The following is a 10,167-nucleotide window of genomic DNA, read 5'->3' on the forward strand; positions in this document are numbered from 1 at the left end:
CATAGTGTTTCGGTGGTCATAGCGTTAGGGAAACGCCCGGTTACATTCCGAACCCGGAAGCTAAGCCTTTCAGCGCCGATGGTACTGCAGGGGGGACCCTGTGGGAGAGTAGGACGCCGCCGAACAATCATTGTGGGAAAGCCCCGCACCGAAAATGGTGCGGGGCTTTTCTGCGTTCAGGGTGCCTGGCCGACTCCTGTAGGGTCTAGGGGCATCGTTCGCACGTTCCAAGTGGAGGCCCCCGGGTGGAGGTCCAGGAGACTCGGGTTCAGACGGACCGAATTTTCACGATCCCGAACATTCTGAGCATGGCGCGCCTCGCCGGCGTGCCCCTGTTCCTCTGGCTGATCCTGGCCGAGCACGACGGCTGGGCGCTGCTCGTGCTCATGCTGAGCGGGGTGAGCGACTACCTCGACGGGAAGCTCGCCCGGAAGTGGAACCAGATCAGCAACCTGGGACGGCTGCTGGACCCGGCCGCCGACCGGCTGTACATCCTCTCCACGCTCTTCGGCCTCACCTGGCGGGAGATTCTCCCCCTGTGGCTCACCGTGGTCCTGCTGGCACGCGAGGTGATGCTCGGTGCGATGGTGCTCATCCTGCGCCGGCACGGCTATCCGCCGCCGCAGGTCAACTTTCTGGGGAAAGCTGCAACTTTCAACCTGATGTACGCGTTTCCCTTGCTGCTGTTGAGTGACGGCAGCGGCTGGTTGGCGTGGCTGGCCTCCGTTTTCGGATGGGCGTTCGCCGGATGGGGTACAACCCTCTACTGGTGGGCAGGAATCCTTTATGTGGTTCAGGTCCGCCGGCTCGTGAAGGCGGACACCGCTGCCGATTGAGCTCGCTCGGTGCAGTGACGCACGGAGGAGTTGCGGAACCGGAGTCCGGGACGAGTGAGGTCGGCGTGAACGTCGTCTCTCAAGGAGGACTCTTCCGACATGAAGGCCGTCGTGATGGCCGGTGGCGAAGGCACCCGTCTTCGCCCCATGACCTCGAGCATGCCCAAGCCGCTCCTGCCGGTGGCCAACCGGCCGATCATGGAGCATGTGCTCAGGCTGCTCAAGCGGCATGGGCTGACCGAAACCGTGGTGACCGTGCAGTTCCTGGCGTCGCTCGTCAGGAACTACTTCGGTGACGGCGAAGAGCTCGGGATGGAGCTCACCTATGCCAATGAGGAGAAGCCACTCGGCACTGCCGGCAGCGTGAAGAACGCCGAGGAGGCGCTGAAGGACGACGCCTTCGTCGTGATCTCCGGCGACGCCCTCACCGACTTCGACCTCACCGATCTCATCAACTTCCACAAGGAGAAGGGCGCCCTCGTCACGGTGTGCCTGACCCGCGTGCCGAATCCCCTGGAATTCGGCATCACGATCGTGGACGAGGAGGGGAAGGTCGAGCGGTTCCTGGAGAAGCCGACGTGGGGCCAGGTCTTCTCGGACACCGTCAACACGGGTATCTACGTGATGGAGCCCGAGGTCTTCAATTACGTGGACCCGGACGTTCCGGTCGACTGGTCCGGTGATGTCTTCCCGCAGCTGATGAAGGAAGGCCGGCCCATCTACGGCTATGTCGCCGAGGGCTACTGGGAGGACGTCGGCACGCACGAGAGCTACGTCAAGGCCCAGGCCGACGTGCTCGAGGGCAAGGTCCAGGTCGAGATGGACGGCTTCGAGATCTCGCCGGGAGTCTGGGTCGCCGAAGGGGCCGAGGTCCACCCGGACGCCGTGCTCCGCGGGCCCCTGTACATCGGGGACTACGCCAAGGTCGAGGCCGGGGTGGAGATCCGGGAGCACACCGTCGTCGGCTCCAACGTGGTCGTCAAGAGCGGTGCGTTCCTGCACAAGGCCGTCGTCCACGACAACGTCTACATCGGGCAGCACAGCAACCTGCGCGGCTGCGTGATCGGCAAGAACACCGACATCATGCGGGCGGCCCGGATCGAGGACGGGGCCGTCATCGGTGACGAGTGCCTGGTGGGTGAGGAATCGATCGTCCAGGGGAACGTGCGCGTCTACCCCTTCAAGACGATCGAGGCCGGTGCCTTCGTCAACACCTCGGTCATCTGGGAGTCGCGCGGTCAGGCGCACCTCTTCGGGGCCCGCGGGGTGACCGGCATCCTGAACGTGGAGATCACCCCGGAGCTGGCCGTCCGGCTGGCGGGCGCGTACGCGACCACGCTGAAGAAGGGCTCCACGGTCACCACGGCACGTGACCACTCCCGCGGTGCCCGCGCGCTGAAGCGGGCCGTGATCTCCGCGCTCCAGGCCAGTGCCATAGACGTGCGCGACCTGGAGAACGTACCGCTGCCGGTGGCCCGGCAGCAGACCGCGCGCGGCAGCGCCGGCGGGATCGTCATCCGGACCTCGCCCGGGGTGCCGGACTCGGTGGACATCATGTTCCTGGACGAGCGGGGCGCCGACCTGTCGCAGGCGCAGCAGCGCAAGCTGGACCGGGTGTACGCGCGGCAGGAGTACCGGCGTGCGTTCCCCGGTGAGATCGGTGACCTGCAGTTCCCGTCCAGCGTGTTCGACTCGTACACGGGGTCGCTGCTGCGCCGGGTGGACACCACCGGGATCGCGGAGTCCGGGCTGAAGGTGGTCGTGGACGCGTCCAACGGCAGCGCCGGGCTGGTGCTGCCGAGCCTGCTGGGCCGGCTCGGGGTGGACTCGCTGACCATCAACCCGGGTCTGGACGAGTCCCGGCCGACCGAGACGGTGGAGTCGCGGCGGTCCGGGCTGGTGCGGCTCGGGGAGATCGTGGCCTCGGCCAGGGCGGCGTTCGGTGTCCGCTTCGACCCGGTCGGTGAGCGGATCTCGCTCGTCGACGAGCGGGGCCGGATCATCGAGGACGACCGGGCGCTGCTGGTGCTGCTGGACCTGGTGGCGGCGGAGAAGCGCAGCGGGCGGGTGGCCCTGCCGGTCACCACGACCCGGATCGCCGAGCAGGTGGCGGCGTACCACGGGACGCAGGTGGAGTGGACGACCACCTCGCCGGACGACCTGACGCGGGTGGGCCGGGCCGAGGGCACCATCTTCGGCGGGGACGGCCGGGGCGGCTACATCGTGCCGGAGTTCGGCAGCGTGTTCGATGGCTCGGCGGCGTTCGTGCAGCTCATCGGGCTGGTGGCGCGTACGCAGCTCACGCTGAGCCAGATCGACGCGCGGATACCACGGGCGCACGTCCTCAAGCGGGACGTACCGACCCCGTGGGCCGTGAAGGGCCTGGTGATGCGCCGGGTGGTCGAGGCGGCCGGACAGCGGCAGGTGGACACCACCGACGGGGTGCGCGTGGTCGAGGCGGACGGGCGCTGGGCGCTGGTGCTGCCGGATCCGGCGGAGGCGGTGACGCATCTGTGGGCCGAGGGCCCGGACGACACGTCGGCGCAGGCCCTGCTGGACGAATGGGCGGCGGTGGTGGACGGCGCCGGACGCTGATCGCGGCGTGAGAGGTACCCAGGGGCGGGCCCGGTCGGGCCCGCCCCTGTCCGTGCACCGGGCGCATTCGGTGTCGGCGCCGGCGACGTGCGACGATGTGCGGCATGTCGCAGCCTCCCACCCACCGGAGCCCCGCGGCCGGGCCGGGTCGCCCGGACGCCTCGATGTCGCTGCTGACCCACGTCATGGACCACAGCCTCGACGAGGGCTACGCGGAAGCCTCGGCGCGTCGTGCGGCGGACGGGACGGCGGGGCTGCCCCGGACGCTGCGGGCCAAGCTGGGGCTGGCCGCCGGTCTGGTGATCGCCGCCATGGTGGTCACGCTCGGGGCCGCGCAGGCCCGGGTGGCGGCGCCGGTGCTGGCCAAGGAGCGGCAGGAGCTGATCGACCGGGTGGAGCGTGCCGACGGGCACGCGGACAAGCTGGAGAACGACATCGAGCGGCTCCGCGCCGATGTCGCCGGCCGTCAGCGCCAGGCGCTCAAGCAGCACGGCGGGGACGGCCAGGCCCGGCTGGTGGCCCTGCTGTCCGGGGCGACGGAGGTCCGCGGGCCGGGGATCAAGCTGGTCGTCGACGATGCCAAGGGCGCGTCCTCGGGTGGGGGCGGGCCGCGGGAGAACACCGGGTTCTCGGACACCGGACGGCTACGGGACCGTGACATGCAGCGGATCGTGAACGGGCTGTGGCAGTCGGGGGCCGAGGCGATCTCGATCAACGGTCAGCGGCTGACCTCGCTGTCGGCGATCAGGGCGGCCGGTGACGCGATACTGGTGGACAACAAGCCGCTGGTGCCGCCGTACGAGGTGCTCGCCGTCGGGGACAAGAAGCGGCTGGGCACGGCGTTCCAGGACAGCGCGGACGGTCAGTACCTGCACGTGCTCCAGGAGAACTACGGGATCCGGGCGGCCCTGACGCCGGAGAACGAGGTGCGGCTGCCGGCCGCGTCGAGCCTGGCCGTGCGGACGGCCACGGCGGTAGCAGCAGAGCCGAAGAAGGGTGCATCGTGATCGCGGTACTGGGCCTCGTGGCCGGAGTGGTGGCGGGACTTCTGGTCCGGCCCGAGGTGCCGGCGGTGGTCGAGCCGTATCTGCCGATCGCCGTGGTCGCGGCGCTCGACGCGGTCTTCGGCGGCCTGCGCGCGATGCTGGACGGCATCTTCGTGGACAAGGTCTTCGTGGTGTCCTTCCTGTCCAACGTGGTGGTGGCGGCGCTGATCGTGTTCCTCGGTGACAAGCTGGGTGTGGGTGCGCAGCTGTCCACGGGTGTGGTGGTCGTCCTGGGCATCCGGATCTTCTCCAACGCCGCGGCCATCCGCCGGCACGTGTTCCGGGCGTGAGACCGATGGGTACGAACGAGTCGAACGAGTCGAACGACAAGAAGCAGGGCCCGGAGGACGCGCAGCGCCAAGGCGCTTCCCCCGAAGCCCCGGCCGGTCAGGAGCCCCCGGCGGGTCAGGAGCCCCCGGCGGGTCAGGAGCCCCCGGCCGCGCCGGAGCCCCCGGTGGTGCCCGGGGCCATGGCGCTGCCCCGGGCCGCGGCGCAGCCCGGGGCCCCGGCCGGGCCGGAGCAGAGCGGGCGGCAGCGGCTGCGGGCGAGCCTGTGGCCGCCGAAGCTGACCCGGGCCCAACTGGTGGTGGCGCTGCTGCTGTTCGTGCTGGGGCTGGGCCTGGCCATCCAGGTGCGGTCCACCAGCGAGTCCAGTGCGCTGCGCGGGGCCCGTCAGGAGGACCTGGTGCGGATCCTGGACGAGCTCGACGGGCGGACCAAGCGCCTGGAGGACGAGAAGCAGAAGCTGGAGGAGCAGCGCAAGGAGCTGGAGAACAGTTCCGACCAGGCCGAGGAGGCGCGCAAGCAGACCGTGGAGAAGGAGCGTCAACTGGGCATCCTTGCGGGTACGGTGGCTGCGCAGGGTCCGGGGATCACGCTGAAGGTCTCCGACCCCAAGGGCCAGGTGCAGTCGGACATGCTGCTGGACACCATCCAGGAGCTGCGGGCGGCCGGGGCCGAGGCGATCCAGGTCAACGGGGTGCGCGTGGTGGCGAACTCGTACTTCTCGGACGAGAACGGCGGGGTCGCGATCGACGGTAGGAAGATCTCACAGCCCTACGAGTTCCGGGTGATCGGCAAGCCGCAGGATCTGGAGCCGGCGCTCAACATCCCGGGCGGTGTGATCCAGACGCTGGAGAAGGAGCAGGCCACGGCCACGGTGACCCGCTCGGCGAAGATCGTCGTGGATGCCTTGCGGCAGGCGAAGCAGCCTGACTACGCTCGGTCGTCATCGTCATGAGAGGGCGTGACGTGTGGGACGGCTCACGTGGGCGGAGGCCTGCGGGGGGTCGGCGCACCGAACGAGTGGTGCGTGGTGGAAACTGTCTGGTGGTTACGGACGTTGTGAGAATGTCCGGGTCGGCAGGTGTGTGCATTCGGACTTCGTCCTGCCCCACGGGCGGGTCTGTTTCGGTCAAGGGGAATCGCCCGTGAAGTTGTTTGAGAAGTTGTTCGGCAAGAAGAACCGCGACGAAAGCGGTGCCCGGCACCGTGCCGGCCGCGGGGAGGAAGCGCAGGGCGACCGTCCGCTGTTCCGCGACGAGGTCTCCGGCGCCGGCGAGGTTCCGGGTGCGCCGGGTGCGACGCCCGCCGACCCGTCGGGCGCGGGCCGCATAGGCTACGGCGCTCCGGCAGCCGGTGGTGCGGAGGGCGGCTTCGCGGCCGACCCGTACGCCACCCATGTCTCCGCGGGTCAGCCGCGGCCCGAGGTGCCGTCGGTGTCGGCCGAGCAGGTGTGCAGCCGGTGTGGGCACCGCAGCGGTGCGGCGAGCCGGTTCTGCTCGAACTGCGGGGCACCGCTGCGACCGGGCCTGACGCCCGAGCGTGCCTCGGAGACCACGTCCACCATCTCGATCTCGGGCCTGGAGGCCTACGAGGCCGAGGCGACCGGGACGCACGGGTCGTCCTCGCTGTCCCCCGAGGCCCAGGCCGCGGTGGAGGCGCTGCCCCTGGGGTCCGCGCTGCTCATCGTGCGCCGCGGTCCGAACTCGGGCAGCCGCTTCCTGCTGGACGGGGAGCTGACCACGGCCGGCCGGCACCCGCAGAGCGACATCTTCCTGGACGACGTCACCGTCTCCCGGCGCCATGTCGAGTTCCGCAGGAGCCAGGACGGCGGGTTCACCGTCGCCGACGTCGGCAGCCTCAACGGCACCTACGTCAACCGTGAGCCGATCGACTCGGTCGCCCTGCACAACGGCGACGAGGTCCAGATCGGCAAGTACCGGCTGGTCTTCTACGCGAGCCAGCGGGGCATCTGATCCCTTCCCCCGGGCCGGTTCCGGCCCGGGGGCTCTGCGAGGGAAGGTCCATGCTGCGTACCCCGACGGGCGGTGCCGGACACGGCGCCGCCGGCTCGGCCGGGCGGTCGGTGAGCATCGGTTCGGTGCTCAACCAGCTGCGTGACGAGTTTCCCGACATCACGATCTCCAAGATCCGGTTCCTGGAGGCGGAGGGGCTCGTGGAGCCCGCCCGTACGCCCTCCGGGTACCGCAAGTTCAGTCCCGCCGACGTGGAGCGGCTGGCGCAGGTGCTGAGGCTCCAGCGCGACCACTACCTGCCGTTGAAGGTCATCAAGGAGCAGCTCGACGGGCGGGCCCCGGGCGAGCCCGTCCGCATCCCCGCGCCGTCCCCGCACGCCGACGCCCCCGCCGAGGGCCCGGAGCGTGCCGCCCCGGCCCGGGTCGGGCGTGCGGAGCTGCTGGCCGCCGCCGGGGCGGATCCGGAGCAGCTGGCCGAGTGGGAGTCGTACGGGCTGCTCACGGAGGCTCCTGGGGGCGGTTTCGACGCGGAGGCGGTGACGGTGGCCCGGCTGGTGGCGGACCTGGGCCGGTTCGGGCTGGAGCCGCGGCACCTACGGGCCATGAAGGCGGCGGCGGACCGGGAGGCCGGGCTGGTCGAGCAGGTCGTGGCACCGTTGCGGCTGCACCGCAACCCGCAGACCCGGGCGCATGCCGAGGCGACCTTGCGGGAGCTCGCGGGACTGTCGGCGAGGCTCCACGAAGCCCTGTTCCGGGCCGCTCTGGGGGCGCGTCCGCACTGAGCGGAGCGGCCCCGACTACCCAAACCGGCCGAGCAGGTCCTAGGGTTGCTGTGTGAACGAGCTCGACGTTGTGGGTGTCCGGGTGGAAATGCCCTCCAACCAGCCGATCGTGCTCCTGCGCGAAGTGGGAGGCGACCGTTACCTCCCCATCTGGATCGGACCGGGGGAGGCGACCGCCATCGCCTTCGCGCAGCAGGGCATGGCCCCGGCGCGACCGCTGACGCACGACCTGTTCAAGGACGTGCTGGAGGCCATCGGGGAGGAACTCTCCGAGGTCAGGATCACGGACTTGCGCGAGGGCGTCTTCTACGCGGAGCTCGTCTTCGCCAGTGGGGTCGAGGTGAGCGCGCGGCCGTCCGACGCCATAGCGCTGGCCCTGCGGACGGGGACGCCGATCTACGGGAGCGACGGCGTGCTCGCGGACGCCGGGATCGCCATTCCGGACGAGCAGGAGGACGAGGTGGAGAAGTTCCGCGAGTTCCTCGACCAGATCTCCCCGGAGGACTTCGGGACGAGCAACCAGTAGGCCGACGGCCGGTCTCCGGCCCGGCCCGGTCTGCCCGATTCGTGCCGTTGTCGGCCCATTCGATTAGCCTTTCCCCGTATTGGGGTACGTAAAACCACTCTCAGGGTGATTATCACCCGGCGTGCCGAGTGTGGCGATCGTTGACGCACCCCTGGTGACTGCCTACCGTCGAGAGGGCAGGTCAAGGACGGAGGGTCGGGCGTGAGGATCACGGGCGACGGTACGACCGGGGGCATCCCCGCACGGGGCGAGGGCGGCCCGTACCCGCTGCACGGTGGCGCGGTGGGCGCCGCCCGTCGACAGCCGGAGACGACGCCGACGGCCGGCCCGGTGGGGGCCCGGACGGCGACCGACCGGATCGGTTATCGCGGACCCACGGCCTGTGCCGCCGCGGGGATCACCTACCGCCAGCTGGACTACTGGGCCCGTACCGGCCTGGTGGAGCCGAGCGTGAGACCGGCGTACGGGTCGGGGACCCAGCGGCTGTACAGCTTCCGCGACGTGGTCCTGCTCAAGATCGTCAAGCGTTTCCTCGACACCGGGGTGGCGCTGCAGAACATCCGCGCGGCCGTCCAGCACCTGCGGGGGCGCGACCTCGCGGACCTGGAGCGCATGACGCTGATGAGCGACGGCGCCACCGTCTACGAGTGCACCTCGCCTGACCAGGTGGTCGACCTGCTCCAGGGCGGGCAGGGCATCTTCGGCATCGCGGTGGGCGTGGTGTGGCGGGACGTCGAGCACGCCCTGTCCCAGCTCCACGGCGAGCGGGTGGACACCGGCGAGACGCTGGTCGGCCACAATCCGGCGGACGAGCTCGCGGCACGGCGCAACCGGGCGGTCTGACCGCCGCCCGGCCGGGCGCGCCGCGTCGAACGTGCTTGCGGTCCGTTGTCAGTGGGATGCGGCAGCATCGGACACGTGAGAGCCGCGCCGACCATCCTCCATCTGGACATGGACGCCTTCTACGCCTCGGTGGAGCAGGCGGCCAAGCCCAGCCTGCGCGGCAAGGCCGTGATCGTCGGCGGCCTCGGCCCGCGCGGGGTGGTGGCCACCGCCTCCTACGAGGCGCGGCGCTTCGGCGTGCACTCGGCGATGCCGATGGGCCAGGCCCGCCGGCTCTGCCCGAACGGCGCCTACCTGATCCCGCGCTTCTCCCTCTACCGCGCGGTCAGCGACCGGGTGATGGCGCTGCTGCGCGAGCTGTCCCCGCTGGTGGAGCCGCTCAGCCTGGACGAGGCGTTCGTGGACCTGGAAGCCGGTGGCACCGCCTTCGACTCCGCCTCCGCCCGGGCCACCGGGGAGCGGCTGCGGGCCGACATCCGGGCCGCCACGGGCCTGAGCGGCTCGGTGGGGCTGGCCGCCTCGAAGATGCTCGCCAAGGTGGCCTCCGAGGAGGCCAAGCCGGACGGCCTGTGGCTGATCGAGCCGGGCACCGAGCGGGAGCTGCTGGCCCCCATGACCGTACGGACCCTGCCGGGTGTCGGCCCGGCCACGGGGGAGCACCTGCGCCGGGCCGGGATCACCACGGTCGGCGAGCTGGCGGAGGCCGGCGAGGACGAGCTGGTCCGGATGGTGGGGCGGTCGCACGGGGTCGCCCTGTACCGGATGGCGCTGGGCCTGGACGACCGGCCGGTGGTGGCCGAGCGGGACGCCAAGAGCGTCTCGGTGGAGGACACCTTCGACGTGGACCTGCACGACCGGGTCCGCATCCGCTTCGAGGTGCAGCGGCTGGCCGAGCGGTGCGTGCAGCGGCTGCGAGCCTCGGGGCACTCGGGGCGCACGATCGTGCTCAAGGTGCGCCGCTACGACTTCTCCACCCTGACCCGCTCCGAGACCCTGCGCGGACCGACGGACGACCCGACGGTGGTCCGCGAGGCCGCGGCCCGGCTGCTGGAGGCGGTGGACACCACCGGCGGGGTCCGGCTGCTCGGGGTCGGGGTCTCGGGGCTGGCCGACTACACGCAGGAGGACCTGTTCGCGCAGGCCGAGTCGCTGGCGCGGCCCGCCGGCGAGGCGGAGGCACCGCCCCAGCTGCCGGGACCGGCGCCCGCCCCGGCACCGGACCCGGACCCGGCTCCGGGCGGGGGCGGCGAGGCGGGCGAGGCCGCGGCAGGGGTCGGGGAG

10 protein-coding genes and 1 rRNA gene are annotated in these 10,167 nt (G+C 70.9%); all 11 read left to right on the plus strand.

Features of this window, described 5'->3' with window-relative positions; all coding sequences use genetic code 11:
- Positions 1–8: 8 nt before the first annotated feature.
- Positions 9–125, plus strand: a 5S ribosomal RNA gene (gene rrf, locus EF918_RS26635).
- 120 nt (positions 126–245) lie between these two features.
- Positions 246–836, plus strand: coding sequence for a CDP-alcohol phosphatidyltransferase family protein (locus EF918_RS26640; protein WP_125651308.1), 591 nt, complete (start codon positions 246–248; stop codon positions 834–836).
- Between the two features lie 99 nt (positions 837–935).
- On the plus strand, positions 936–3,431 hold the full coding sequence (locus EF918_RS26645) for a mannose-1-phosphate guanyltransferase (RefSeq protein WP_125651310.1): 2,496 nt from the start codon (positions 936–938) through the stop codon (positions 3,429–3,431).
- 95 nt (positions 3,432–3,526) lie between these two features.
- The gene (locus EF918_RS26650; RefSeq protein WP_125651312.1) at positions 3,527–4,438 is read left to right on the plus strand and encodes a DUF881 domain-containing protein; all 912 of its coding nucleotides are present in this window, start codon (positions 3,527–3,529) and stop codon (positions 4,436–4,438) included.
- Positions 4,435–4,767: a small basic family protein gene (locus tag EF918_RS26655; RefSeq protein WP_125651314.1), complete on the plus strand. Its 333-nt coding sequence runs from the start codon at positions 4,435–4,437 to the stop codon at positions 4,765–4,767. Before EF918_RS26650 ends, EF918_RS26655 begins: the two co-directional genes overlap by 4 nt.
- A gap of 179 nt (positions 4,768–4,946) precedes the next feature.
- Positions 4,947–5,717, plus strand: a complete 771-nt coding sequence (locus tag EF918_RS26660) for a DUF881 domain-containing protein (protein WP_125651324.1) — start codon at positions 4,947–4,949, stop codon at positions 5,715–5,717.
- 82 nt (positions 5,718–5,799) lie between these two features.
- On the plus strand, positions 5,800–6,735 hold the full coding sequence (locus EF918_RS38545) for an FHA domain-containing protein (protein WP_125651326.1): 936 nt from the start codon (positions 5,800–5,802) through the stop codon (positions 6,733–6,735).
- 50 nt (positions 6,736–6,785) lie between these two features.
- Positions 6,786–7,517 carry a MerR family transcriptional regulator gene (locus EF918_RS26670; RefSeq protein ID WP_125651316.1) on the plus strand — a complete coding sequence of 244 codons (732 nt, stop codon included), beginning with the start codon at positions 6,786–6,788 and terminating at the stop codon, positions 7,515–7,517.
- Positions 7,518–7,569: 52 nt separating this feature from the next.
- Positions 7,570–8,043 (plus strand): bifunctional nuclease family protein, encoded by a 474-nt coding sequence (locus tag EF918_RS26675; protein WP_125651318.1) that lies wholly within the window; start codon positions 7,570–7,572, stop codon positions 8,041–8,043.
- 201 nt (positions 8,044–8,244) lie between these two features.
- The gene (locus EF918_RS26680; RefSeq protein ID WP_125651320.1) at positions 8,245–8,886 is read left to right on the plus strand and encodes a MerR family transcriptional regulator; all 642 of its coding nucleotides are present in this window, start codon (positions 8,245–8,247) and stop codon (positions 8,884–8,886) included.
- A gap of 75 nt (positions 8,887–8,961) precedes the next feature.
- Positions 8,962–10,167 (plus strand): DNA polymerase IV (locus EF918_RS26685; protein WP_125651322.1); only part of this gene is annotated, 1,206 nt, incomplete at its 3' end.

Source organism: Streptomyces sp. WAC06614 (assembly GCF_003949795.1).
Taxonomy (GTDB): domain Bacteria; phylum Actinomycetota; class Actinomycetes; order Streptomycetales; family Streptomycetaceae; genus Streptomyces.